The 26,100-nt window shown below is 39.6% G+C and carries 24 protein-coding genes and 3 tRNA genes; 13 read left to right on the forward strand and 14 right to left on the reverse strand.

Annotated features, from left to right (window positions below):
• Nucleotides 1–142 precede the first annotated feature (142 nt).
• Complete coding sequence (gene slyA, locus PR767_RS01585) at nt 143–577, reverse strand: transcriptional regulator SlyA (RefSeq protein ID WP_109911336.1); 435 nt, start codon at nt 575–577, stop codon at nt 143–145.
• Between the two features lie 535 nt (nt 578–1,112).
• Nucleotides 1,113–1,352, reverse strand: coding sequence for a DUF1289 domain-containing protein (locus PR767_RS01590; protein ID WP_004910445.1), 240 nt, complete (start codon nt 1,350–1,352; stop codon nt 1,113–1,115).
• 166 nt (nt 1,353–1,518) lie between these two features.
• Here PR767_RS01590 and gloA point away from each other — a divergent pair, with 166 nt between their 5' ends.
• Together gloA and rnt are read left to right on the forward strand one after the other, a co-directional pair.
• Entirely contained in the window at nt 1,519–1,926 is a 408-nt protein-coding gene (gene gloA / locus PR767_RS01595) for a lactoylglutathione lyase (RefSeq protein ID WP_004910442.1), read from the forward strand.
• 127 nt (nt 1,927–2,053) lie between these two features.
• Nucleotides 2,054–2,698, forward strand: a complete 645-nt coding sequence (gene rnt / locus PR767_RS01600; RefSeq protein ID WP_004910441.1) for a ribonuclease T — start codon at nt 2,054–2,056, stop codon at nt 2,696–2,698.
• Between the two features lie 99 nt (nt 2,699–2,797).
• On the opposite strand, the gene PR767_RS01605 is transcribed toward rnt, so the two are convergent.
• Nucleotides 2,798–3,145 carry a Grx4 family monothiol glutaredoxin gene (locus PR767_RS01605; protein WP_004910439.1) on the reverse strand — a complete coding sequence of 116 codons (348 nt, stop codon included), beginning with the start codon at nt 3,143–3,145 and terminating at the stop codon, nt 2,798–2,800.
• 479 nt (nt 3,146–3,624) lie between these two features.
• Between PR767_RS01605 and sodB the strand changes: the two genes are divergently transcribed.
• Both sodB and purR read left to right on the forward strand, forming a co-directional pair.
• Nucleotides 3,625–4,203 (forward strand): superoxide dismutase [Fe], encoded by a 579-nt coding sequence (gene sodB / locus PR767_RS01610; protein WP_272519786.1) that lies wholly within the window; start codon nt 3,625–3,627, stop codon nt 4,201–4,203.
• Between the two features lie 440 nt (nt 4,204–4,643).
• Nucleotides 4,644–5,669 (forward strand): HTH-type transcriptional repressor PurR, encoded by a 1,026-nt coding sequence (gene purR, locus PR767_RS01615; protein WP_272519787.1) that lies wholly within the window; start codon nt 4,644–4,646, stop codon nt 5,667–5,669.
• Between the two features lie 9 nt (nt 5,670–5,678).
• On the opposite strand, the gene punR is transcribed toward purR, so the two are convergent.
• Entirely contained in the window at nt 5,679–6,584 is a 906-nt protein-coding gene (gene punR, locus PR767_RS01620; RefSeq protein WP_004910433.1) for a DNA-binding transcriptional activator PunR, read from the reverse strand.
• 122 nt (nt 6,585–6,706) lie between these two features.
• On the opposite strand from punR, the gene punC reads away from it, so the two are divergent.
• The 3 genes from punC (at nt 6,707) to PR767_RS01635 (ending at nt 9,300) form a co-directional block, all read left to right on the forward strand.
• Nucleotides 6,707–7,933: a purine nucleoside transporter PunC gene (gene punC / locus PR767_RS01625; protein ID WP_110731881.1), complete on the forward strand. Its 1,227-nt coding sequence runs from the start codon at nt 6,707–6,709 to the stop codon at nt 7,931–7,933.
• 311 nt (nt 7,934–8,244) lie between these two features.
• Nucleotides 8,245–9,003, forward strand: coding sequence for a helix-turn-helix transcriptional regulator (locus tag PR767_RS01630; protein ID WP_226537834.1), 759 nt, complete (start codon nt 8,245–8,247; stop codon nt 9,001–9,003).
• A gap of 24 nt (nt 9,004–9,027) precedes the next feature.
• A complete protein-coding gene (locus PR767_RS01635) occupies nt 9,028–9,300 on the forward strand; it encodes a putative quinol monooxygenase (protein WP_004910428.1) in 273 nt (90 codons plus the stop codon).
• 213 nt (nt 9,301–9,513) lie between these two features.
• Here the strand turns inward: PR767_RS01635 and PR767_RS01640 are convergent, their stop codons facing one another.
• On the reverse strand, nt 9,514–10,179 hold the full coding sequence (locus PR767_RS01640) for a riboflavin synthase subunit alpha (protein WP_272519788.1): 666 nt from the start codon (nt 10,177–10,179) through the stop codon (nt 9,514–9,516).
• A 276-nt stretch (nt 10,180–10,455) separates the two neighbouring features.
• On the opposite strand from PR767_RS01640, the gene PR767_RS01645 reads away from it, so the two are divergent.
• From PR767_RS01645 to PR767_RS01670, 6 genes are all read left to right on the forward strand, one after another.
• Nucleotides 10,456–11,829, forward strand: a complete 1,374-nt coding sequence (locus PR767_RS01645; RefSeq protein WP_004910423.1) for an MATE family efflux transporter — start codon at nt 10,456–10,458, stop codon at nt 11,827–11,829.
• A 158-nt stretch (nt 11,830–11,987) separates the two neighbouring features.
• A tRNA-Val gene (locus PR767_RS01650) sits at nt 11,988–12,064 on the forward strand.
• Between the two features lie 30 nt (nt 12,065–12,094).
• Nucleotides 12,095–12,171 (forward strand) — tRNA-Val (locus PR767_RS01655).
• A 31-nt stretch (nt 12,172–12,202) separates the two neighbouring features.
• Nucleotides 12,203–12,279, forward strand: a tRNA-Val gene (locus PR767_RS01660).
• Between the two features lie 418 nt (nt 12,280–12,697).
• Complete coding sequence (pykF, locus tag PR767_RS01665) at nt 12,698–14,110, forward strand: pyruvate kinase PykF (protein ID WP_004910422.1); 1,413 nt, start codon at nt 12,698–12,700, stop codon at nt 14,108–14,110.
• A gap of 416 nt (nt 14,111–14,526) precedes the next feature.
• Entirely contained in the window at nt 14,527–14,763 is a 237-nt protein-coding gene (locus tag PR767_RS01670) for a major outer membrane lipoprotein (protein WP_004263789.1), read from the forward strand.
• A gap of 97 nt (nt 14,764–14,860) precedes the next feature.
• Here the strand turns inward: PR767_RS01670 and PR767_RS01675 are convergent, their stop codons facing one another.
• The 9 genes from PR767_RS01675 to ydiJ form a co-directional block, all read right to left on the reverse strand.
• Nucleotides 14,861–15,925 (reverse strand): L,D-transpeptidase family protein, encoded by a 1,065-nt coding sequence (locus tag PR767_RS01675; RefSeq protein ID WP_004910418.1) that lies wholly within the window; start codon nt 15,923–15,925, stop codon nt 14,861–14,863.
• A 389-nt stretch (nt 15,926–16,314) separates the two neighbouring features.
• Nucleotides 16,315–16,731: a cysteine desulfuration protein SufE gene (sufE, locus tag PR767_RS01680; protein ID WP_004910417.1), complete on the reverse strand. Its 417-nt coding sequence runs from the start codon at nt 16,729–16,731 to the stop codon at nt 16,315–16,317.
• Between the two features lie 33 nt (nt 16,732–16,764).
• A complete protein-coding gene (gene sufS / locus PR767_RS01685) occupies nt 16,765–18,003 on the reverse strand; it encodes a cysteine desulfurase SufS (protein WP_123382027.1) in 1,239 nt (412 codons plus the stop codon).
• 5 nt (nt 18,004–18,008) lie between these two features.
• Nucleotides 18,009–19,316: a Fe-S cluster assembly protein SufD gene (sufD, locus tag PR767_RS01690; protein ID WP_117161975.1), complete on the reverse strand. Its 1,308-nt coding sequence runs from the start codon at nt 19,314–19,316 to the stop codon at nt 18,009–18,011.
• The gene (gene sufC, locus PR767_RS01695; protein ID WP_109911265.1) at nt 19,291–20,037 is read right to left on the reverse strand and encodes a Fe-S cluster assembly ATPase SufC; all 747 of its coding nucleotides are present in this window, start codon (nt 20,035–20,037) and stop codon (nt 19,291–19,293) included. The genes sufD and sufC overlap by 26 nt, the downstream gene beginning before the upstream one ends.
• A 45-nt stretch (nt 20,038–20,082) precedes the next feature.
• Nucleotides 20,083–21,582: a Fe-S cluster assembly protein SufB gene (gene sufB, locus PR767_RS01700; protein ID WP_109911264.1), complete on the reverse strand. Its 1,500-nt coding sequence runs from the start codon at nt 21,580–21,582 to the stop codon at nt 20,083–20,085.
• A gap of 16 nt (nt 21,583–21,598) precedes the next feature.
• Entirely contained in the window at nt 21,599–21,967 is a 369-nt protein-coding gene (gene sufA, locus PR767_RS01705; protein WP_004910405.1) for a Fe-S cluster assembly scaffold SufA, read from the reverse strand.
• Nucleotides 21,968–22,376: 409 nt separating this feature from the next.
• Entirely contained in the window at nt 22,377–22,793 is a 417-nt protein-coding gene (locus PR767_RS01710; protein WP_109911263.1) for a hotdog fold thioesterase, read from the reverse strand.
• Nucleotides 22,793–25,846, reverse strand: a complete 3,054-nt coding sequence (gene ydiJ / locus PR767_RS01715; RefSeq protein ID WP_272519789.1) for a D-2-hydroxyglutarate dehydrogenase YdiJ — start codon at nt 25,844–25,846, stop codon at nt 22,793–22,795. The genes PR767_RS01710 and ydiJ overlap by 1 nt, the downstream gene beginning before the upstream one ends.
• Between the last annotated feature and the right edge of the window lie 254 nt (nt 25,847–26,100).

A 26,100-nucleotide genomic window follows, 5' to 3' on the forward strand; every position in this document is an offset into this window, starting at 1 on the left:
ACAGCAATCATTCAACAAGAACAATAACCAAGTGTGATTACTCATCCTATTATTACCCTATAAAAATTGCATGATCCAATTATTTTTATTGCCAATTTAATAATTAGCATATCATTTATTAGCTAGTCATATTATTTTTACATCAAGAATCATTTTGCAGTCTTAAAATATTCTTTTCAAGCTTCAGAAGTAATTGTGACAACTGATAAAGCTCATCTTGGCTAATGTTATTCAATATTTCTAGACGCGTATTATTTATGACTTGATCTACAGTTTTAATAAAAGGTTCAGATTCTTCAGTTAATTTTATTCTTTTAGCTCTCCTATCATTTGTGCAAGTATGTCTAGAAATAAGTTTTTTTTCCTCCAACTGATCTAGAGTTCTTACTAATGAAGGCTGTTCAATACCAATCGCTTTCGCTAACTGTATTTGTGATTGTTCAGGTGGTAGTTGACTTATATTATGTAATGTAACCCAATGTGTCTGTGTGAGTTTAAGAGGCTTCAAACGATAGTCGATTAATGCTCTCCACATGCGAACAACACGTGATAACTCTGTCCCAATTTGTGATTCCAATTTACCCTCCTTTATATAATTATAATGTCTAAAAAACATACCGTCTTCATATTATTTTTTGAATTATATATTAATTTCCTTTTATATTTACAACTTTTTATTTATACATTAGCTATTAAATACCTATTTCTAGTTATAATGACTGGTTTATTATGTGGTATAACTCCCATTAATACTTCGCAAACTCATCCATTATCTCAATCCAGGCTTAATAAGATAACCTATCAATTATCTTATTAATAAGAATAGCCGCACTCTCCTTTTTGATCTATCTATTTTACCTCTTATAGTAGTCATGAATAACAATAAAAAAAACAACGACAAATAAACCTTTAAAAAACAAATGAATATAGTTAATCTTAAAATCATGTTAATTACAGTCATTTTGATTTAACCTATACTAATTTTTAATAAATAAAATTTCATTGAAATATAAACCAAGAAATAAATAGCTTATCATTAATTCCAGTTGAATTAATTCACATTAGGAATAAAACATTTGTTTTATTCCTAATGTGAATTAAGACGCTGGGAATTAAAAGAGTCGTTGTTGCTTATCGATGATTTTTTCTTGATCTGGTTTTTTATTTAATATTCTTAAATAGCGTTGGCGACATAAACGAAGTACATTTCGTTTTTCAGTATCCGAGAATTTTAGCCAATTAAAGCGTTCATCACGAGTGCGGTAACAACCTCGACAATAACCTTGCTCATTACTTTGACAAATACCACGGCAAGGGCTGGGGATCTCAAAAAATTCAAGTTGTTCGGCCATAAGTTTCCCCTTTAAAAGAAAAAATCACATTAAATCTGTGATATACTCCTAAAAATGAGTATTACCATTATTTGTCCAAAAAACAAACTGTAATCATTGTATTTATTAATTTAAGCACGTTATATTAATAGGTAAATCGATTCAGGCTGATTCTAAGAGGTTTAAAATGCGCTTACTCCATACTATGTTACGTGTTACTGATATGCAGCGTTCTATTGATTTTTACACAAAAGTGTTAGGCATGCGCTTATTAAGAACGAGTGAAAACACAGAGTATAAATACTCTCTCGCGTTTGTTGGTTACAGCGATGAAAGTGAAGGCGCCGTCATAGAGTTGACCTATAACTGGGGTGTTGACCAATACGATATGGGTAATGCATATGGTCATATCGCTCTAGGCGTCGATGATGTTGCAAAAACGTGCGATGATATCCGTAACGCAGGTGGAAACGTCACACGTGAAGCGGGCCCTGTTAAGGGCGGAACCACTGTGATTGCATTTGTGGAAGATCCTGATGGTTATAAAATTGAACTGATCGAAAATAAAAGCGCAAGTAAAGGCTTAGGCCATTAATTCGCGATATGATTTAGAAGTTTAGGTACCTAACTTAGCACCTAAACTTCTATCACCGTTTACCTGCAAATTTTTACTGGTTTTGGCATAATGTCATCCAACTAGAAAACTAAAATCGAAAGTCCTAATGTCTGAAAAAAACAATCCAAACGCCCTAGTGAACCGCTTTAGGGGATACTATCCTGTCGTTATTGATGTTGAAACTGGTGGGTTTAATGCAAAAACTGACGGCCTGTTAGAAATTGCTGCCATCACCTTAAAAATGGATAAAGACGGCTGGCTCTCCATGGATGAAACATTGCATTTTCATGTAGAACCTTTTGAAGGGGCGAATCTTGAACCGTCCGCTCTTGCCTTCACCGGAATTGATCCAACAAACCCTCTACGCGGTGCTGTTAGCGAATATGACGCCCTTCATGCGATATTTAAAGTCATTCGCAAAGGAATGAAAAACACAGATTGTAATCGCGCAATTATTGTCGCTCATAATGCTAATTTTGATCACAGCTTTGTCATGAATGCGGCCGAGCGAGCAGGTTTAAAACGTAATCCTTTCCATCCATTTGCGACCTTCGATACTGCAGCACTGAGTGGCCTTGTATTTGGTCAAACAATTCTGGCAAAAGCTTGTGTTTCTGCGGGTATCCCATTCGATGGTAAACAAGCTCATGGCGCACTGTATGATACGAATCGCACGGCTTTGCTATTTTGTGAAATCGTTAATAAGTGGAAAAAATTGGGTGGTTGGCCAATTATTGAAGACAGTCAATAATCTTTTAGTAAATCACCATGACAGAAAAAACCGTATTTGATGTAAAGCAAAAATGCCTTCGTCAAATACGGTTTTTACGTCTTTTATTTGTGGCTTAATTTAGTCTGCGCTAGCTTCATCTGCTGGACGATATTTATCCGCAGTTTCTTTGATTAGAGACTGGAGCTCACCACGCTGGAACATTTCCATGATGATATCACAGCCACCGACCAGCTCACCATCCACCCATAATTGTGGAAAAGTCGGCCAGTTTGCGTATTTTGGCAATTCAGCGCGAATATCTGGGTTTTGTAAGATATCAACATAAGCAAAACGCTCACCACAAGAAGACAGAGCTTGTACTGCTTGAGCAGAAAAACCACAGCTCGGAAGTTTAGGAGAGCCTTTCATATATAATAAAATTGGGTTTTCTTTAATTTGGCGCTCAATTCTTTCAATAGTTGTCATTTTTAACTTCCTTAAAACAAAGATGCAGGTTTGCAGTCAGCCGGTAACTGAGAATCTACCGCAACTTAACAGAATACATTGACTGATATAATAAGAAACTGAATTGTTTCATACAATATGCCAGTTTTATAGGGGCATTACTATAGCATTCCAAAAAGCAAAAAGGCATCTTTTCTATCTTCTCTTTACCTAAGTCAAACAAGCAGCTATTTCTAGTTAAAAATGCATATTTGATATATTCAGGTCATCTATTCGGAATATCCATATGATTTCTATGTGTAACTCCCCTATTTATTTGTTAACATTTGAGTAACGCTATTACCTTTACCTTTGTAAGGTTTAACGTGTTATCATTAATATATTAAATATCATATCGCCGATAGGCGAAACTCTAATGATAAGCAGTAACCGACTATTTCGCTCATTTTAAGAGCAAACACCCTAAGTTTTTTGATATAAAAGCAATCAAGGAGTACGCAATGTCATTTGAACTACCCGCTTTACCGTATGCAAAAGATGCTTTAGAACCTTATATCTCAGCTGAAACCTTAGAATATCACTATGGTAAGCACCATAACACGTACGTTGTTAACTTAAATAACCTAATCAAAGGCACTGACTTTGAAGGAAAATCTTTAGAAGAAATTATCAAAACTTCTGAAGCCGGAGTTTTTAACAACGCAGCACAAGTTTGGAATCACACTTTCTATTGGAATTGCTTAGCGCCAAATGCAGGTGGTGAACCAACAGGTAAAGTAGCTGATGCAATCAATAAATCATTCGGTTCTTTCGCTGAATTTAAAGCTCAATTTACTGATGCAGCAACCAAAAACTTTGGTGCAGGTTGGACATGGCTGGTGAAAAAAGCGGATGATAGCCTTGCTATAGTGAATACATCTAACGCTGCAACACCTATTTCTGGTGATGATAAGCCCGTGTTAACTGTTGATATTTGGGAGCACGCTTACTATATCGATTACCGTAACGCTCGCCCTAAATATTTAGAAAACTTCTGGGCACTGGTTAACTGGAAATTTGTGGAAGAAAATTTAGCATAACAATTTCTGCTTGTTGCTAAGTTTAGATACAGCAAGGGCGAGATATACTCGCCCTTTTAAATTCACCCTACTCAAGGCTGAAATAAAATCAGAAAATATGCGCAGCAAGAAAGATAATTAATGCTAATGAGCCCAGCGCAGCAAGCAATCCATATTTAACATCTGTATCCATGAGTTCCTCTCATTCTAATGTAATTGAATTAATAAATAACCATGAAACAATAAAGGTTATTAAGTATACATATCCAAAAAAGTAAAACTAGTGTCTATATCACATGTTATAACATCAATTATTTCTTTCGTTTTTGCGCTAGATCAGACAAAATCGACAACAAATCGCTAAATTATTGCCAGCAAAGGATCAATGCATCAATATGCAGGTAATTTTTTAACAAGAATTCTTATAGAGACCGGTTATTGGTCAGGAGTTTTTTTCCCCCATGGCAACGATTAAAGATGTGGCGAAGCGCGCTGGCGTATCTACCACAACCGTATCCCATGTTATTAATAAAACGCGCTTTGTAGCTGATGACACTAAGGCTGCGGTTTGGGCTGCAATTAAAGAGCTCAATTATTCGCCAAGTGCGGTTGCCCGTAGTTTAAAAGTTAACCACACAAAGTCGATTGGGTTGTTAGCAACTTCCAGTGAAGCGCCTTACTTCGCTGAGGTGATCGAATCTGTTGAAAATAGCTGTTATGAAAAAGGCTATACGCTGATTCTTTGTAATTCTCATAACAATTTGGGAAAACAAAAAGCGTATTTACAGATGCTAGCACAAAAGCGCGTTGATGGCTTACTTGTGATGTGTTCCGAGTACCCTGATACCTTAATTGGTATGCTAGAAGATTACCGCAATATCCCAATGGTAGTCATGGACTGGGGAACTTCTCGTGGCGATTTTACAGATAGCATTATTGATAACTCGTTCCATGGTGGATACCTAGCAGGTCGCTATTTAATTGACCGTGGGCATCGCGATATTGGAGTGATCCCTGGTTCACTTGAAAGAAATACAGGTATTGGGCGTTTAACTGGCTTCAAAAAAGCAATGGAAGAGGCCAAAATTACACTAAAAGAAGAATGGATAGTTCAGGGGGATTTCGAACCTGAGTCTGGCTATAAAGCAATGACGCAAATTTTAAGCCATAAACATCGCCCTACCGCTGTATTTTGTGGTGGTGATATCATGGCAATGGGAGCAATTTGTGCCGCTGATGAAATGGGATTACGTGTTCCACAAGACATTTCAATCATTGGCTATGATAATGTGCGAAATGCGCGCTATTTTACACCGGCATTGACCACAATCCACCAACCCAAAGAGCGTTTAGGGCAAATGGCCTTCACAATGCTGCTCGATCGTATCGTCAATAAGCGCGAAGATGCTCAAACAATCGAAGTCCACCCTCGCCTTGTAGAACGTCGTTCTGTTGCAGATGGTCCATTTATCGATTACCGCCGATAGTACGAATAACTAGGTTGAAAGCCACTCTGCGTTAAGCGTTTCGTTATCGCCAAGGTAATCTAACAACCAGCTGAGCGCTGGTGATGTATTATTTTCCACCCAAGTTAAACAGCAAGGACTGGGTGGAAAAGGCTGCGCTAATGATAGTTCAACTAATTGGCCGTTTTCACAAAGCGGAGCCGCTCGATGCTCAGGTACCATCCCAACACATAACCCATTAACTAAACAAGCTAAGCCATTTTCCCAGTAAGGTACAACAAGCCGACGCTGGTTATCAAGAGCCCAAGTATCACGTTTGGGTAGGTTACGTGAAGTATCTTCAAGGCACAAACTAGGGTACTCTCTCATTTGATCATCGGTCAGTTTTTCACCTATTCTGGCTAATGGGTGCTCTGGGCTTGCAACACACATCCACGACATAAAACCCATATCACGGAAACTATACCTTTCACCAATTGGAGATGCTCGAGTCGCACCAATCGCAACATCTACACGCCCATCAGCAAGTGCATCCCACACCCCATTAAACACCTCTGGATGAATAAAGAGTTCGATATCAGGAAAATGACGATAAAAATCAAGAATTAGCTGTTCTGTCCGCTGTGGTTTGACAATACAATCAACGGCAATACTAAATTGACCACGCCAACCATTCGCAACTTGCTGACACTGGTGACGAGTATCTGTCATTTTTTTGATAACAGAACGGCTCTCCTTAATAAATATCGCCCCAGCTTCCGTTAGCACAACATCACGATGTCGACGCTCAAACAGAGGAACCGCAAGCCATTCTTCAACTTGCTTAACGGTATAGCTGATTGCAGAAGGTACACGGTGCAATTCTTCAGCAGCACCACTAAAGCTTCCAGTTCGAGCAACTGCATCAATCACTTCGAGTGCATGCGCAGACCACATAACTTCTCCTTTCAAAAATTTTGATAACAAGATCCAAATATTACCGTTTCACAACCTAAAAAAATAGCCTATACAATGGCGTCATCATTAACATTTTTTTAAATATCAGATAAGTAATAATTATGTCGAATACTGTGAAAAAAAACGCCCCTGGGTTTATGGTGTACCTTGCAGGACTTAGCATGCTGGGGTTTTTAGCCATTGATATGTATTTACCTGCATTTGGTGCTATGCAAGACACCCTGCATACATCCGAAGGCGCGATCAGTGCTTCTCTCAGTATCTTTTTAGCTGGTTTTGCCTTCGCTCAGCTATTATGGGGGCCATTATCAGACAAACTTGGCCGTAAGCCTGTTCTCATTGTGGGCTTAACTATTTTCATTTTAAGTAGCTTAGCTATTTATTGGGTGGAAACCGCAACACAGCTATTAACACTACGTTTTTTACAGGCGGTTGGAGTCTGCTCCGCGGCTGTTTTATGGCAAGCACTAGTTATCGACCGCTATGATGAAGCAAATACCCAAAAAGTTTTTGCTTCTATTATGCCGCTAGTCGCGCTATCCCCTGCTTTAGCGCCATTATTAGGTGCATGGGTTCTTGAGCACCAAACATGGGAAGCAATTTTCCTGATCCTAATGGCGGTGGGTATATTACTTTTATTACCAACGCTCTTTTTGAAAAATGTTTCAGTTAAAACAATAACTGATGACAACCAACCACAAGCTAAGATTTCTTTCTCAAATTTGCTCAGTTCCCCTGTTTTCAGCGGCAACGTACTAGTTTATGCATCCTGTAGTGCAGGTTTCTTCGCTTGGCTAACAGGTTCTCCCTTTATTTTACGCAATATGGGCTTCAATCCTGCTGATATTGGTTTGAGTTATATTCCACAAACTCTAGCCTTCATTATTGGTGGATATGGCTGCCGTATTTTATTAGCAAAAATCCGAGCAGAAACAATATTTCCATTGTTACTTCTTGGTTACGCGCTAAGCATGTCCATTTTATTTATCATGGCTATCTATACCACACCATCATTAACCATGATCTTGATCCCATTCTGCTTTATGGCAGCAATGAATGGAGCCTCTTACCCAATTGCAGTATCTAAAGCACTAAATACATTTCCTAGTGCGAGTGGTAAAGCAGCTGCGTTACAAAATGCCTTACAATTAGGGCTATGTTTTTTAGCAAGCCTACTTGTTTCTGCCTTGACCTTCGATCCATTGTTGGCAACAACCGGGGTCATGGCAGTCACAATTATTCCAATGGCCATTGGCTATTTTATGCAACGTTGTGCCAGCAAAAACAATCAAACTCTTAAGCAAGTCGATTACCAAGCGAACTCATAAAGTGTAGTTTACTGAATCAACCATGCCGATAAGACTCGGCATGGTTTTTATTTTAGTGAATTCAAGAAAATGCTCCTTCAGTGTATAGCACTTGTGAGGATACGGTAATATTTATTAAGTATGTTGCTATATAACCCATTATTCTTAACTTACAACCCCTAATATTCTCTCATCAATTTTCTTTATTCAAAGCGGATTTCACTAAAAAATAAGGCTTTTATTTTGTCATCTACTAAGATATAGATATTTCTTGGTTAATTTTCTTGTTAAAAAACGTTATCATTGCGACATTAAATAATGAGTGCTCAAAAATGATGTTAAAACAGTATTATCCACCAGATGAATTAAAATCCTTTGTTAGTTCTATTTTGATAATCAAAGAGTTTACAGAGGCAATTAAAATTTTCCCTGGAACTGGTGCTGAAATCTGGGTTTCATCAGATGCTTTTTGCATGACAACAGAGAGCGACTCAGTCGCAGACTCATACCAACTTATTATTCCTAGGGTTAATACGTTTACTGCTAGCCCCAATCATTCTAAAGTCATGGTATTACGTATTCGTCATGATGCCTTACGTTTTTTACTACCTCAAAGCACACTAAATTATACGGATAAACCCATCGCATTGAGTGGCATATGGGAAGACCGCTGGTTTGAAGCTTTAGCTAATTCTTCATTTAAAGAGCTGTTAGAGTGTTTTAATAAGACAAAAGCCAAGAAAAAACCTCATTTCATAGATGAAATCTTAGAGTTGCTATATCGTAACCCAACTAAAAAAATCACTGAAATTGCCGAAGAGACCGGCTTACATGTCCGTGTCATTCAAAAAGAGTTTCTAAAAGAATATGGTATTACGCCAAAAAGGTACCAGATCAATTGTCGCTTAGAACATGTTTTAAAAAGTATGGTAGTAGAACAAGACACCTACCGCTGGTTTGAAACAGGCTATTATGATCAATCCCACTTTTACCGTGATTTTAAAAGATACTTTACTATGACGCCGTCGGCATTTTTAAAATCGAGTTATTCGCTTTTTTACAATACAAAAACTAAGTACCCATTAAGATAGTTCTTAATACATAAGGAGAACGGAATGAGTATTGTTGTGTATGCCCAAATTACAACAGAAAGGACCGATGGGTATTTAACGAAAGAAATCGTTCGTGACTTAGCAAAACTAAGCCGCCGAGAGAAAGGATGCATTCAATATGATCTTATGGCTAAAGAGAATGGTTACATTGTTTTCGAGGAATGGGAAGACACTCAGGCATTAGAGATGCATAAAAATAGCCCTCATTTCAGGCGATTAGTTGAAGCAATTGAACGTGATAACGCCAGCTTTTCTGTCAATTTTAGTGAAAGATGATCTATTAATAATGAAAGCTAGAGCTAGTTGTCATTTTTGAGAATTTTAATCATCTTTATTTAATAGAACTTCATAACCTACATTCAAGAAACAAAGATTGAACGTGTTTCATTCAGGCTATAGCATAAACCATTATTGCTATAGCCTACCTGACTGTTTATGCCGCTATTTATCTTTCAAGCACGAAACACGGTTATTACTTTGCATGCCTATTTACTCTGTTTTTGCTGCGTCAGCCAATTCTTCTGCTTGTTGTAATAATCTTTCTTGTTCTTTTTGATTTAAAACACGCTCAACAGTATCAACAATCGCCTGAGTTTGTGGATCTATCTCAATATTTATTTTATCACCCAAACGTTTTTTACCTAATGTTGTTCTCTCTAATGTTTCAGGAATGAGATGCACACAAAAACGATTATTGATCACGTCACCGACAGTTAAACTAATGCCATCAATCGCTACAAAGCCTTTATGTAAAATGTATTTCATTAATGGTCTATCATGAATTGACAACCAAATTTGATGGTTATCTTCAGATGTGAAGATTTTACTAATTTCAGCGGTTGTCATAATATGACCAGAAACAACATGCCCACCTATTTCGTCACCGTATTTTGCGGCACGTTCGATATTAACAACATCACCTTCTTGCAATTCCCCCAAATTAGTTAATCTCAGGGTTTCTTTAATTAGATCAAAACTGACTCTTTCGCCATCAATTTTTGTTACCGTCAAACAACAACCATTATGCGCAACAGAAGCCCCTGTCTCTAAACCTTTCAGCAATTCTGGGGTAAACTTCATTACATGAGTTCTAAAGTTGGCTCTTTCTGTAATTTCAATAATAGGAGCAGTCGCTTGAACAATGCCTGTAAACATAATGATTCTCAGTGTAGTGGATTAATAGACTCAGTTTACATCAGAATTTTTAGAGATCTATCCTATTTGAGTGGTAAACAACACGATAATAAACCTTATATTCAGTAATATATTAGGCTTGAAAATGCTCTTTTATAGTTTGTTACCATATCATTATTGGAATCTATTTAGAAACGGGATAGAATGAGCGGTTTTTAATAATCAATGAGTTTTAAGTAACTCACTTATTTTTCTAATTTTTTTCCTCTTACTTGCTTTTATTACAAAGGTGTATGCGTGCAGAAATATTTTACAGAAGCGCGTAGCTTGTTGGCACTTGGTATTCCTATCGTTTTAGCTCAATTTTCACAAACTGCGATGGGGTTTGTGGATACAGTTATGGCTGGAAGCGTTAGTGAAATTGAGATGTCCGCAGTTGCAGTTGGTTTTTCCATCTGGCTGCCAGCTATTCTTTTTGGCCAAGGGATTTTAATGGCATTAACCCCAATCGTTGCACAAATGAATGGGTCAGGTCGTCGTAACTTAATTGGTGACCAAATTCAACAGGGCCTGTGGTTAGCGCTACTTTTAGCCTTAGGTATTATGTGCCTTCTTTATAATAGTCAGCTAATTATTAGTAATATGCCCCATATTGATAAAGAATTGGCGGATAAATCTGTCCGTTTTTTACATGCTATTATGTGGGGTGCGCCAGGCTACTTATTTTATCAAGTATATCGTAGCCAATGTGAAGGGCTTTCAAAAACCAAGCCGGGGATGGTGATTGGTTTTCTCGGCTTAATGATTAATATTCCCATTAACTATATCTTTATCTATGGTCACTTTGGTGCCCCCGCTTTAGGTGGTGTTGGTTGCGGTGTCGCCACCGCATCAGTGTATTGGGCTATGTGTCTGATGATGAGATGGTATGTGAAACGTGCTACTGCGCAGCGTGATATTCGCCCTACACTCTCTTTCACATCGCCAAATCCATTAATCTTGAAGCGAATTATTGTGTTAGGTACGCCAATTGGTCTGGCACTTTTCTTTGAAGTCACTTTATTTGCTGTCGTTGCACTGCTAGTCGCTCCATTAGGTGTTGTCGCAGTAGCTGGTCACCAAGTTGCGTTGAATTTCAGCTCTGTGATGTTTATGTTCCCATTATCATTAGGAATAGCTGCAACCATTCGCGTAGGTTACAACTTGGGACAGAAATCAACTGAAGCGGCTAAAGTTTCATCTTATACTGGCATTGCTGTTGGCTTAATGGTCGCTTGTTTTACCGCGGTTCTCACAGCCGTCTTCCGTGAGCCGATTGCAATGATGTATAACAAAAACCCCGAGGTGGTTGTTTTAGCTAGTAGTTTAATGCTATACGCCGCTATTTATCAGTTGTCAGACTCTGTGCAAGTTATTGGTGCGGGCATTTTACGTGGCTATAAAGATACGCGTTCTATTTTCTTTATTACCTTCACTGCATATTGGTTACTTGGCTTACCTTCCGGCTATATCTTAGCGTTAACTGATATCATTGCACCGGCGATGGGGCCTAAAGGCTTCTGGATTGGCTTTATTATTGGTTTGAGTGCGGCTGCAATAGGAATGGCGACACGAATTATGTGGATCCATAAGCAGACAGAGGATGTTGTTTTACTTCGTTCAGCGCGCTAATCGACGGTTTTTTAAGCTTTTTATTATGGGAGAAGATGTATTTCGCACCAGATAGTTTTAAATACGAGCAAACTATCACGAAAATACATTTTCCCCTTGCCAGATGAACTTCATAACGTTAATATTCATCCCCGTTGTCACCTAGATAACTTTTAGATGCGTCCGTAGCTCAGTTGGTTAGAGCACCACCTTGACATGGTGGGGGTCGGTAGTTCGAGTCTACTCGGACGCACCATTTCTAGTGAACACAATGTTAATTTTCAGCGCGTCCGTAGCTCAGTTGGTTAGAGCACCACCTTGACATGGTGGGGGTCGGTAGTTCGAGTCTACTCGGACGCACCATTTCAAATTAACACAAATCAAGTCTCTCAGTGCGTCCGTAGCTCAGTTGGTTAGAGCACCACCTTGACATGGTGGGGGTCGGTAGTTCGAGTCTACTCGGACGCACCATTTAATTTATCTTCCTACCCCACTAAAATTTCTCTTGATTGTCTATTATTATTCCCTTATTTTGTTGCGCAACAAATTAACAGCCTAATATCAACTGAATTTTTGATCTGAACGCCTTCTTCTTTTAATTTAATAAAATTTGATTTGTCTCACAGTTTTTTGTTGTCTATAATACTCACATTGGCTGAAAGGTTTCAACAGTAATAAATCAATACGTTAGCTTTAATTGAATTTGTCATCTACACTATAATAAGAATCAAAATGTGACAAATTTAAGTGTAAAAATGCATTAAACACCAGACTGTCGCCTATTCTTATAAATGAGTTGCGCAACAAAATTTACCCTGCGCACGACTTATTAAATGTACTAAGCATCGGCGGCAATACCGATTTCCTTTATAACATTAGATAGACTGCCATGAAAAAAACCAAAATTGTTTGTACTATCGGTCCAAAAACCGAATCAGAAGAAAAACTGACCCAACTCCTTGATGCAGGCATGAACGTCATGCGTCTCAATTTCTCTCACGGTGACTACGAAGAACACGGTCAACGTATCAAAAACCTTCGCGCTGTTTGTGCAAAAACAGGTAAACAAGCTGCTATTTTGCTAGATACTAAAGGGCCTGAAATCCGCACCATGAAATTGGAAGGTGGTAACGACGTTTCTCTCGTTGCTGGCCAAACTTTTACATTTACTACCGATACCTCTGTGGTAGGTAATAAAGATAAAGTTGCGGTGACCTATGCGGGTTTAACTTCAGATTTGAAAGTTGGCAATACCGTATTAGTTGATGATGGCTTAATTGGTATGAAAGTAACTAATGTCACTGCAACTGAAGTTGTTTGTGAAGTTTTAAATAACGGTGACCTCGGTGAGAAAAAAGGGGTTAACCTGCCAGGCGTTTCAATTGGCCTTCCAGCATTAGCAGAAAAAGATAAAGAAGACTTAGTCTTTGGTTGCCAGCAAGGTGTTGATTTTGTTGCTGCTTCATTTATTCGTAAGCGCTCAGATGTTGAAGAAATTCGAGCTCACCTGAAAAAACACGGTGGCGAGAACATCCAAATTATTTCTAAAATTGAAAACCAAGAAGGTTTAAATAACTTTGATGAGATTTTAGAAGCCTCTGACGGCATCATGGTCGCTCGTGGTGATTTAGGCGTTGAAATCCCAGTTGAAGAAGTTATTTTTGCACAAAAAATGATGATTGAAAAATGTGTTGCAGCACGCAAAGTCGTGATCACAGCAACCCAGATGCTTGATTCAATGATCAAAAACCCACGCCCTACTCGCGCAGAAGCGGGTGACGTTGCCAATGCTATTTTAGATGGCACTGATGCGGTTATGTTGTCTGGTGAAAGTGCTAAAGGTAAATACCCGGTAGAAGCTGTTACTATTATGGCAACTATCTGTGAGCGTACAGACCGTGTAATGCAAACTCGCATCGATAACCAAAAACCAAGCCAACGCCTACGTGTCACTGAGGCTGTATGTCGTGGTGCGGTGGAAATGTCTGAAAAATTAGATGTCCCATTAATCGTTGTTGCAACTTATGGCGGTAAATCGGCTAAGTCTGTCCGTAAGTATTTCCCTACTGCACCAATCTTAGCGTTAACTACCAATGAAGAAACTGCACGCCAGTTACTGTTAGTTAAAGGTGTGATCCCAATGATAGTTGGTGGTTTTACTTCTACAGATGACTTTTATCGTGAAGGTAAACGCGCAGCTCTAGAAAGTGGCTTAGCTGTTTCTGGTGATGCGGTTGTAATGGTCTCTGGCGCATTAGTACAAAGCGGAACAACCAATACATCTTCAGTTCACGTACTTTAATTAGTCTTTAATTGTCTTCTAAAAGGCCGATAGTGATTATTTTAGCTATCGGCCTTTTTATTTAGATTTAACATTTAGTGCTGCCTTGATGTAACTATCCCTTTATTTACTTTTCTCTAGTAAATATCTTATTGCATTTTAAGTGTAATATCATAAACCCCACTTAAATTGGTCAAATAACAACCTTCATTGATCTTAATTTAAATTTTTCTTCTTTTTCCTAGTACTAAATATAAAGTATTTCTAGCAAAACTTCATATTTAGTACTAGCATAAGACATAGTAAGTGCCATACCCTAATTTTCATTAGGTTGTTTTAAAGGGATATAGCAAGCTTTAAGATAACAAGCTTAGCTCTATTGTTTGGTGACTTGCTTTTTTATATTTTCAAGATAAATCAATCTAGAGGGTAAAATAATGATTCGTACTAAAATTGTACTGGGCTCTATCGTATTAGCTTCAGCATTACTAGCGGGTTGTTCTAACAGCACTGAAGTGCAAAAACTCTCTTCAGATGTGCAAACTCTGAATGGTAAAGTTGATCAACTGAGCAACGACGTTCAGTCTCTGCGCTCTGACGTACAGACAGCTCAAGAAGAAGCAGCACGTGCTAACCAACGTCTGGATAACCAAGTTCGTACTTACAAAAAATAAGTTCGATTTGGCGATAATCTAGTCTTAAAGATCCTTCTTTGAAGCTAGTAGCATTTATGAGGGCCTATGAAAATAGGCCCTTATTATTTGGTCAGGGTTATTGAGTTACAACAGAAGAGCGGTATTTCGCAGGTAGCAAGGCCCCAACTTTACCGTCATAGATGGGTTCTGGCTGTGAAATCGAGAATGGCTCAATAGGTACTAAACCTTGGTGTTGTGTTTCATCTTCAGGGATACCATTACTCTGATCATTATTTACACGCACAGGCATACCAGAACGCCTTGCTAGCTCTTTTTCCACTAAAGCCTTATCAATCCCTTCATTTTCTAGAAAACGCTTGAAATCGTCAGACAGCTTGATTGGCATGGTTTGTGGGTCATCACCGCTTGTTCGTGACAATGGCTGATGCACCTCAATGTAATAACTGCCATCAGTTTCTTTGGAGTATTTGACAGGCTGATCAATAACTTGGACACGAGTTCCTTTTGGTACTGTTTTAAATAATGCTTCGATATCATCAGGACGTAAACGAATACAACCGGAGCTCACTCGCATACCAATACCAAAATCCGCATTAGTGCCGTGTATCAGATATTCACCACGCCCATACGCTAGGCGTAATGCATACAAGCCCATTGGATTTTCAGGCCCTGCTGGAACGACGGCTGGAAGAGTTATACCTTCTTTAGCGTAATTTTTACGGATATTCGCCGTTGGTGTCCATGTAGGATCTTTAATTGACTGACTTACTGAAGTCACCATTTCAGGTGTGTCGCGACCTAACTGGCCGATACCGATAGGATAAACAATCACTTCCTCACTGTTCGCAGGGTAATAATATAAACGCAGCTCCGCCAGGTTAATCACAATTCCCGTTCTTGGTGTTGATGGTAACAACATTTGTGCTGGAATGATGAGTTCTTTACCCGCTTCAGGAAGGTACGGGTCTGTTCCTGGGTTTGCTTCAAGCATACCGAGTAGACCGATTTGGTGCTCACTTGCAATGGCCTCCAATGGTCGCCCATCATTGGGGACGATATACGTGTAATTTTCCCCGATAAGACGAGTGTTACTGTCAGGTAATGGATATTCTTTTGCTTGAGCTGGAGCCAATAAGGCGCTCATGACAAATAAACTTGCCACCGTCAAAACTCTTTTCATACCTACTCCAAGGAAAATAGTGTTCTTACAATAATTCAATGATTATTGTTCATAATAGCAACTATCCTTCATATCTTTAATACTAATTAAATATTTTTATTAAGTATTAATAAGGTAGTAGTCTTTTTATGATAGCCAAATACAATCACTTTAATGGACTGGTCGAATAAAAATAATAACCAAGAAGTAAAATAAGTAAGGGAGCATAAAGCTCCCTGCAGACTTGCTGCCAAACATATTATGTTTGGCAGCAAGTCTAATAGGTTATTGAAAATAAATTAGGAAAATCAATTTATTGATTTTCGGCTGATAACACAAAGCGGGAAAAACCACGCTTTTATCCCGCTTTGTCAACAACCTCAAGGGAGCATAACGCTCCCTCGGTAGGATCATACTAATTGTGCCGCACGCGATAAAATTGTACGGATCATCGCATTTAAACCTTGAGTTCGCGAAGGTGTTAAATGTTGCTCCAATGCAAGTTGTTCAAAAAATGACTTCACATCGAGTGCGAGTATTTGTTGCGCCGTTTTGCCTTGAAAAAGGATAATCACAATAGCAACTAACCCTTTAACGATTGCTGCATCGCTATCACCTGCAAACGTAATTGTCCCGTCTGCTTGTTTTTGCATATCAATCCACACTTGGCTTTGGCACCCTGCGATTAAATTATTATCGCTTCTTTGTACCTCTGAGAGTTCAGGTAAACGTCCCCCTAGCTCTATCATATAGAGATAGCGTTCCTCCCAGTCCTGACAACGGGAGAAATTACGTAATAACTTATTTTCATCGGGTAATGCGGGCATGCTCAGTTCCTTTACCATATATTTCTTATGTGCTTAGCCTAACAATTTTTTAATACGCTGTAACGCATTGTATAAAGAATCGATTTCTTCTTTCGTGGTGTATATCCCCACAGAAGCACGGCACATAGCAGGAACGTGATAATGTTCCATTAATGGTAAAGCACAGTGATGGCCAGTACGGATAGCAATACCATATCTATCTAGAAAAGAACCCACATCATAGGCATGGTGCTGGCCTAGATTAAACGCCAAAACGCCTTCCCGTTGGTCATTGCCATATAATATAACTGATGGTATTTCTTGCAATTTCTTAGAAGCATATGCCATTACTTCAGCTTCATGAGCAAATACATCAGGTAAATTAAGTGCGTTTAAATAATCGAATGCCGCCCCTAACCCAATAATTGCGCTAACGTTCGGTGTTCCTGCTTCAAAGCGCCATGGCGCATCAGCAAAAGTGATCCCTTTGGTCAGGCTGACTTGACGGATCATTGCCCCACCGCCCTCCCATGGTGGCATCATATCCAAAATAGCTTTTTTGCCATAAAGGATACCAATACCTGTCGGGCCATATAACTTATGCCCTGAAAACACATAGAAATCACAGTCTAAGGCTTGCACATCAACCTGCTGATGCATTGCACCTTGCGCGCCATCGACCAATATCGCGATCTCTCCACCTTTTGAAGCCGCAATCGCTCGGGCTTGTTTAATGATATCCTGTACGGGATTAACTGTTCCCAATACATTAGAGATATGTGTAAAGCTCAATAATCGCGTACGTGAATCAATGACATCATTTAATACATCTAATTGCAGTCTACCATCGTCAGAAATTGGGATAATTCGAATTTCAAAGCCAATTTCCTCAGCTAACATATACCAAGGTACAATATTCGCATGGTGCTCCATTTCAGTGATGACAATATTGTCCCCTTCATGGAAATACTTTCGACCAAGACTATTTGCAACAAGGTTAATACCTTCCGTTGTGCCTTTAACAAACACGATTTCTTCATTTGAAGCTGCGTGAATGAAAGCGGCGGCTTTTTGACGAACCTCCTCCATCATTGTCGTCGCATTTGCACTGAGAGTATGTATACCGCGGTGAACCGCGGCATACTGATGTAACGTAAACTCACTTTCTTTTTCAATAACTTGCAAAGGCTTTTGTGCACTTGCGGCGCTATCTAAATAAACCAGCGGATGATTATTGACTGACTGTGATAAGGCAGGAAAATCCTGCCTTACTGAAGCGACATTGAATAGCATGGATATTAAACCTCCGCTAAGCGCTGGCGGATGTTTGCCATCACAGCGTGTTTTAACTCTTCCGATTCAATAGATTCTGTAAGTTCCGCAGCAAATGCGATAATAATCATATGTTTTGCTGCCTTACCCTCAATTCCTCTTGAGCGCAGATAAAACAGTTGTTCGTCATCAATACGACCGACCGTTGCACCGTGACCACACTTTACGTCATCTGCATAAATTTCAAGCTGAGGTTTAGTATCAATTTCTGCTTTTTCACCTAACAACAATGTGTTGTTAGTCATTTGACCATCTGTTTTTAATGCGTTGGGTGCGACTTTGATCATGCCATTAAAGACAGCTTTACTGCTATCCATCGCAATCACTTTATGTAATTGACGGCTATTGCAGTAACCTTTATTGTGCTCTAAATACGTACGAGTATCAGCAATTTCATTGCCTTTAGGCAGCAGTATACTGTTGAGTTCAAACTCAGTATTTTCACCGTCAAGGCGAGCACTTGTATGGTTTCGTGTTAATAATGCGCCAAGTAAAAAACTGGTACTTTTCACACGGCTATCGCGCCCAATAACAATATCATTGTGAGCAAAATGCTGAGCTTGGCCATTTTCAACATTTAACTTAAAGTGACTAAAGTCTGCGTTATCACCGACTTCAACTGTTAAACGACTACCAGTCATGTGCCTTTGCTCATTCAAACTAACATAATGCTCAATAACTTGGGCTTTACTGTTTGCATCTAACGTTAAATGGTACCGATACTGGCTAATATTGGTGGCCTGTTTATCGCCACTACCTGTTGAAATATTAAGCAAGTATAATGGCTTTTCTGCTATTTTATTTGCTGCAAGGTGGACGACTAAAGGTTGTACCGCCAAGCTTTCGGTTAAATGCAAAAAAATCTCGCTATTTACAGGCGAAGGAAGCAAGTCTTGGTTATCAAGTAAAGCCACTTGGAATGGCCCCATATCAATAGAGCTCAATGCAGAACTATAACACCCATCAATTAAAACAAGGCGATATGCATCAATTGGCAGAGCCAGTGCTTCGCAGTCTTGTGCTACAACATCACCATCACTAAAACGATACTGAGTCTCAAGTACAGTATTTAGTGGAGTATAGTGCCAATCTTCATGGCGAAACACAGGTAAACCAACTTGTTTTGCTATTTCCCAATGGGTTTTAGCATGTTGAGAATTCGCACCATGTCGTAGTTCAAATAATTCAGAAAAACGTGACATTGCTTGCTCGTTAAGCTTCGCAACTTCCGCACGTTTTTGTGCTCTTTCACTGTTGGTCAATAAGCCAGCCATAACCCTGCTCCTCCAGTTTTTTCGCTAAACTGAAATCACCTGATTTGATGATTTTCCCTTGATATAACACGTGGACAAAGTCAGGCTTCACATAATCTAAAATACGCTGATAGTGGGTTACGATGATAAAAGAACGCTCAGGCGAACGTAATGAATTCACGCCATTAGCCACAATTTTCAACGCGTCAATATCTAAACCAGAGTCAGTTTCATCGAGAATACACAATTGAGGCTCTAGAGCTGCCATCTGCAAGATATCATTACGTTTTTTCTCACCACCGGAGAAACCTACGTTGACAGAACGCGCAAGTAAATCTTCTGGCATTTCTAATAATTTGATTTTGTCTTCAATAAAATCTTGAAAATCGAAACGATCTAATGCTTCTTGCTGACGATATTCTCTAACCGCATTGACTGCCGTTTGTAAGAAAAATTGGTTACTGACCCCTGGAATTTCAACAGGGTATTGGAATGCAAGGAAAACACCTTCCCCTGCACGCTCTTCTGGATCTAGTGCAAATAGGTCTTTACCTTTAAACGTCACTTCACCGCTATCAATTTCATACTCTTCGCGGCCAGCAAGTGTGGCGGATAATGTACTTTTACCAGAGCCATTTGGCCCCATAATGGCGTGAACTTCCCCTGGTTTTACCTCCAGAGATAACCCTTTTAAAATCTCATTACCTTCTACACTCACGTGTAAATCTTTAACACTTAACATATTTACATGCCTTTAGCGCTTTAGCGCAAATAAACTCGATTAGGATCAGCCAACGCTGTGCTCTAAGCTGATCGCCAGTAATTTTTGTGCTTCTACGGCAAATTCTAATGGAAGCTCCGAGAACACATCTTTGCAGAAACCATTTACAATCATTGAAATTGCATCGTCTTCGCTGATACCACGTTGTAAACAGTAAAATAACTGGTCTTCCCCAATACGTGAGGTTGTCGCTTCATGTTCAAGTTGTGCCGTATTATTCTTAACTTCCACATATGGGAATGTATGTGCACCACATTGGGTGCCAATTAACATAGAGTCACATTGGGTAAAGTTACGAGCGTTATGTGCACTCGGTAGAATTTTCACTAAACCGCGATAACTGTTTTGGCTTTTACCTGCAGAAATACCCTTAGAAATGATCGTTGAACGGGTATTTTTCCCGATATGGATCATTTTCGTTCCTGTATCCGCTTGTTGATTGCCGTTCGTTAATGCAACGGAGTAAAATTCACCGACAGAGTTGTCTCCTTTAAGGATAACGCTTGGGTATTTCCATGTGATGGCAGAGCCAGTTTCTGACTGTGTCCATGACATTTTTGAATTATCACCTTCACACAATGCACGCTTAGTCACAAAGTTTAGGATCCCACCGGCTTCGCTATCTCCACCGGAGAACCAGTTTTGGACAGTCGAATATTTAACTTCGGCATCTTTATGAATAATAACTTCAACAACCGCCGCATGGAGCTGATAACTATCACGAACAGGTGCAGAACACCCTTCGATATAGCTCACATAGCTACCTTCATCAGCAATTAAAATCGTGCGCTCAAACTGGCCGGTTTTGGCTGCGTTGATCCTAAAATACGTTGATAGCTCCATTGGGCAGTGTACGCCTTTTGGTACATACACAAAGGTACCATCTGAAGCCACTGCCGCATTTAATGCAGCAAAAAAGTTATCATGGCTCGAAACGACTGACCCGAGATATTTCTGTACCAGTTCAGGGTATTCTTGAATAGCCTCACTAAACGAACAAAAAATAACACCATGTTTCGCTAAGTCATCACGGTAAGTTGTAGATACTGAGACCGAGTCAAAAATGGCGTCAACCGCAACGGCCTTCCCTTCACGTACAGGAACGCCTAATTGGTTAAAGGCTTCTTCAACTTCAGCCGTTAAATAATTATTGGTTTCCGCCACACCTGTGCCTTGTGTAGCACCAGATTGCGAACCACAGGTATCATCACATGAGCCACAAGATGGCGCAGAGTAATAGCTATAGTCTTGGTAATCGAGATTTGGGTAATTTGCTTTAAGCCAATGAGGTTCTTCCATGCCTTTCCAGTGATTAAAGGCATCAAGACGGAATTGGAGCATCCACTCAGGCTCATTACGTTTAGCTGAAATTGCACGAATAACATCTTCGTTAATGCCTTTCGCCATTTCATCCGTTGCGACTTCGGTAAAGAAGCCTTCTTTATAACGCTGGTCATCAAGCCAGCTTTGAACATCATCGCCAACTTCTACATTGCTCTGTGACATAATCTGACTTCACATGTTAAACGCCGAAGCTTTCACCACACCCACAGGCATGTTGGGCTTTCGGGTTATTAAATTTGAAAATTTGATTCAGCCCTTCTTGGACAAAATCAACGACTGTGCCATCAATAAATGGCATTGCTTCTTTTGGCACATAAAGGTGTGCGCCATCGAGTTCAAATAACAGGTGTTGGTCTGTTGGGTTTTCGATCATTTCAAACACATAACCGAAACCTGCGCAGCCAGACTGTTTTACGCCGAGTGAAAGCCCTTTTGTATTTGGGTTTTGCACCATCAATTTTTTGATTTGTTTTGCAGCGCTTTGTGTCAGGCTAACTCCCTGCCAATTGTTTTCATCAAATGAAAATGTCTCTACACCGTCAGTCATATTGACCCCACATTTCTTATGGCTTTTCAGCCTGTTATCAGGAGATTAACTCTGCCTACCCTATGGTAATGATTAGCTAATTGACTTCAACCATTTGTTTTAAGAGGTTATAGCTATTATAGCTCTTTTTTTGTTCATTTTCAGATTATAAAACAAACAAAATCACAAAAAAACAAGCTTAACCCATTGATAAACAATAAATAAGTAGAGTTGTGTTTTTTATTTAAATTTGTACTAAATAATACACTTAATGACACAAATTAATAAAGGTGCATTTATTATACAACTTAATTAACTTGATAAAAAATGAATTTATAGAAAGAATGGGCATAAAACCATACAAAATAAAGGGTTTTATCGGGTTTTCTGACCTTTCCTTAGCCAAAAAACCCTGCAATTAAAATGGTTATTATTCAAATAATACGGCGGTTGTCAGGCGAGAAGTACAACATAATTTGCCTTGCTCATTGAAAACCTCAATATTCCATACCTGCTGACGGCGCCCTAAATAGATAGGTTTACAAATACCCTTAACAACCCCTGAGCGAGCAGCACGAACATGATTGGCATTGATTTCCAACCCGACCACCTTTTGTTCTCCTTCCGAGCACATATAACCCGCAATTGAACCTAAGGATTCAGCTAATACAACAGAAGCACCGCCATGCAATAACCCAAAAGGCTGTTTGGTGCGATGATCAACAGGCATTATCCCCTCTAAATAATCATCGCCAATTGCCGTGATTTCAATACCGAGATGCCCTAACATGCAGGTTTTTGACATTTCAGCGAGTTGCTGCAAATTAAATTGACGTTTCCAAATCATTAAACTATCTCCAGCAGCGCTTGAATCGGATGTTTTATCGATACATTTTCCATGCGTTTAACTTGGCTACGACAGGAATAACCTGAACTTAAACAACGTTCTTTTGGCAAAGAAGACATCGCCTCCTTCCACGATAAGTTATATATTCCTTTTGAATTTTCAAGATTGGCCACTTCGTGCCCATAAGTCCCAGCCATGCCACAACAGCCAACACTAACATTATTTAATGTTTGCCCAAAGCGTGCAAATAACACCGCCCATTGATTCGCACTATTAGGTAAAGCCGTTGATTCAGTACAATGACCGAAAAAATACCACGGCTGGGTCGATGTGGTTTGCACATTGTGTGGTTCAGGCAATGTCATTAACCATTCATGCGCTAACATCACCGTAAATTGGCAGTGGTCTTTGCCTAAAATTTCATGATATTCATCGCGATAACAAAGTACTAGTGCGGGGTCAACACCGACCATTGGCAACTGCAATCTTGCCACTCGATTTAAAAAATCTGCCGTCTTACGAGCCGTTTTAGCAAACTTCGCTAAAAAGCCTTTGATGTGTTGTGCTTTTCCATTCGGCAAGAACGGTAGCAACACAGGCTTAAGACCTAATTTCTCAATTAAATGGACAAAATCTGCCACCACTTTGGCATCGTAATAACTAGTGAAAGGGTCTTGAACCACCAGCACATGTTTTTCACGTTGTGAATCCGTCATACTTTCAAGTTGTTCAAGCGTGACAGAAACCGCTGCATGACCTGAAAGTTCTTGTTTTAATGTTGGTTGAGAGAACAACGGCAAATCCACCATACCGATAGTATGTTGACTCAGTTTTTGCACCACCGGTTGACGCAAAAAGAAATTAAATACGCCGGGCACTTTGGAAAATAAAGGTGCACTCGCTTCAACATTTGCAACAATATAATCGCGAATAGGACGCAAATAACGCCCATGATACAACGCTAAAAACTTAGCTCTAAATGATGGGACATCAATTTTAATTGGGCATTGCGTTGAGCAGGCTTTACAGGCAAGACATCCTGCCATTGAGGCTTTCACTTCATGAGAGAAGTCATAATCACCTTGTTTAGCGCGCCAAGTGTTACGTGTTTTTTCTATCAGCCCACGCAATGACGGTTGGTCTTGTGTAATGCCCTTTTCAAGGTGTTCTGGTGTAACACCTTGTTCAGCTAATAGCCTTAGCCACTCACGAACAAGTGTCGCACGGCCTTTTGGAGAATGAATTCGTTGACCACTCACCTTCATGGATGGACACATCGGGCTCTTCACATCAAAATTAAAACACAGCCCATTACCATTACACTCCATTGCACCACGGAATTCTTGGCGCATTTGGACTGGTATCTGTCGGTCATACGTTCCTCGTTTGATGCCATCAACCTGCTTCATCGGTGCATCCAACCCCGCAGGTGGGCAAATTTTACCCGGATTTAAGCGGTTATCGGGGTCAAATGCCGCTTTGATATTGCGCAACTCACCGTATAGCTCATCACCAAAAAATTCAGGACTATATTGTGCACGAAAACCTTTCCCATGTTCCCCCCACAACAACCCACCGTATTTAGCAGTTAATGCAACAATTTCATCAGAAATTTGTTTCATCAATACTTCTTGTTGTGGATCGCACATATCCAGCGCTGGACGAACATGTAATACTCCTGCATCCACATGACCAAACATGCCATAATTTAAGTTATGACTGTCTAATAACGCACGAAATTCCACTATATAATCAGCAAGATGCTCAGGAGGAACGCAGGTATCTTCAACAAATGGAATTGGCTTCGCCGCACCTTTACTGTTACCCAACAGCCCCACGGCTTTTTTACGCATGTTATAAATACGCGTAATATCTTCAAGATCATGGCAAGTTTGATAGCCAATCACCCCAGCTTGATTATTCGCCATTAATTCATCTAAGCGTTGGCACAAGCTTTCAGTCAATTGATTGATTTCATCTTCATCATCGCCGCTAAATTCAACGATGTTTAACCCTAACATTTCTTTGTTTGGCACATCCGTAATTAAGGCTTTAACAGAATGCCAAACGATGTCTTCTTTCGCTAGGTTAAGCACTTTTGAATCCACAGTTTCAACTGATAGCGCTTTGGCTTGCACCATAAAGGGGGCATTACGCAGTGCAGACTCAAATGAGTCATATTTCACATTCACTAAACGACGTACTTTAGGAAGTGGCGTAATATCCAATGTTGCTTCAGTGATAAAAGCAAGAGAGCCTTCTGAGCCAGTGAGAATGCGCGTAAGGTCAAATTCAGTTAACTCATCATTAAACACATGACGTAAATCATACCCTGTCAGGAAACGATTTAATTTGGGAAATTTTTCTTCAATTAGAGAACGTTGCTCTAAGCAGCGCTCTAACACTGTTTTATAAATACGCCCCACTGTAGAATCTTCTGACGCAATCGTTTGGGCGAGTTCGATAGGCATAGCACGTGTATCTAAGCATTCTCCCCCTAAAACCATGGCTTTAACGCCTAACACGTGATCAGAGGTTTTACCATAGACTAATGAGCCTTGGCCTGATGCGTCAGTGTTGATCATTCCACCTAGCGTTGCTCGGTTACTGGTAGATAGCTCCGGTGAAAAGAAATAGCCATAAGGCTTGAGATATTGATTTAATTGGTCCTTGATGACCCCTGCTTCAACCTTAACCCAACCTTGCTCTGGGTTTATTTCTAAAATTCGATTCATATAACGGGACATATCCACAACAATCCCTTCGGTTAAGGATTGCCCATTAGTTCCCGTTCCCCCTCCCCGAGGGGTAAAGCTAAGCTCACGAAATTTCGCTTGCCCCGCAAGCCGAGTGATTATTTGTACATCTGCACTCGAACGCGGAAACACAACCGCTTGGGGTAATAGTTGGTAAATACTATTATCTGTCGCCATGGATAAACGCTCAGCATAGCTGGTGCCGTTATCCCCAGTAAAACCGTGTTCTTGTAGCTCATGCAAGAACTCAATAACTAAATGACTAAGATGAGGAGCTTCTGATATACGCGGGATCATTATTAACGATGACTCTTGTTGTTTAGTGTTCGCATTACTCGTTATGTACTATCTTTATTTTAAGTTGCACAATAGTGTCTGAGGTCTATGATGAGTTATCTTCACAGCCTGTAAAGACAGCACAGCCGCTGATGACATTGTCATCATGAACCATATCACAATATTGTTTTTTTTAACCGTGAAAAATAATTACGTTATTTTCACCTAAAAATTTGCTAGACACGCAGAATTTTCATTTGCAAAGGATCAATCAT

It is taken from the genome of Providencia sp. PROV223 (assembly GCF_028479245.1).
GTDB classification, from domain to species: Bacteria; Pseudomonadota; Gammaproteobacteria; order Enterobacterales; family Enterobacteriaceae; genus Providencia; species Providencia rettgeri.